The sequence below is a fragment of the Kiloniella spongiae genome, assembly GCF_001026905.1.
Taxonomy (GTDB): Bacteria; Pseudomonadota; Alphaproteobacteria; order Kiloniellales; family Kiloniellaceae; genus Kiloniella; species Kiloniella spongiae.
In genome coordinates this window covers 1-914 of sequence record NZ_LAQL01000052.1, presented here as the reverse complement: position 1 = coordinate 914, position 914 = coordinate 1, and the positions used below count along the sequence as shown (strand labels likewise).

Genomic DNA, 914 nt, shown 5'->3' with positions numbered 1-914 from the left:
ACTTTACCGGAGACGCACCGATATGACCCGTACGATCGTTAGTTCAGCGACCAAAGAGATCGCAATTGGTTTTGATGATCCTTTCTGTATTATTGGTGAGCGTATTAACCCGACAGGCCGTAAGAAGCTTGCGGAAGAAATGGCCAATGGTGATTACAGCCGTGTGGAAGCTGATTGTCTGGCACAGGTTGCAGCGGGCGCGCACATGCTGGACGTCAATGCAGGTATTCCCCTGGCTGATGAGCCAAAGATCCTAGCCGAAACCATTCAACTGGTTCAGGGCCTGACTGATCTGCCTCTTTGCATTGATTCTTCCATCATCGACGCTTTGGAATCTGGCCTGAAAGTATATAAAGGCCGCGCACTTGTGAACTCTGTAACGGGTGAAGATGAGTCTCTCGAACGCGTTCTTCCGCTTGTTAAGAAATACGATGCAGCTGTCGTAGCCATTTCCAACGATGAGACCGGTATCTCTGAAGATCCAAATGTCCGCTATGAAGTTGCCAAGAAAATCGTCGAGCGTGCTGCGGATCACGGTATTTCCCACGATCGCGTCGTTGTTGATCCCCTCGTAATGCCAATTGGCGCTATGGGAACAGCCGGAAAACAGGTCTTTGCCCTGCTCCACCGTCTGAAAACAGAGCTTGGTGTCAACACTACCTGTGGTGCATCCAACATTTCATTCGGCCTGCCGAACCGTCATGCCATGAACGCGCACTTCCTTGCCATGGCTGCCGCAGCTGGTATGACATCCGCGATCATGAACCCGCTACACGAAGAAGAACTGGCTGGTATCCGCGCATCTGACGTTCTGCTTGCAAAAGATCAGGATTGCCTGAAATGGATCGCCAAATACCGCGAACCAGTTCCAGAAGGGCAGGTCAGTGCACGTGGTGAACGTCGCAACAGACGTA

General features: G+C 51.5%; 1 protein-coding gene. It reads left to right on the top strand.

The annotated features are described in order from the left end of the window. Window positions 1-22: 22 nt before the first annotated feature. On the top strand, window positions 23-914 hold an 892-nt coding region (locus WH96_RS20850), incomplete at its 3' end, for a methyltetrahydrofolate--corrinoid methyltransferase (RefSeq protein ID WP_047766181.1).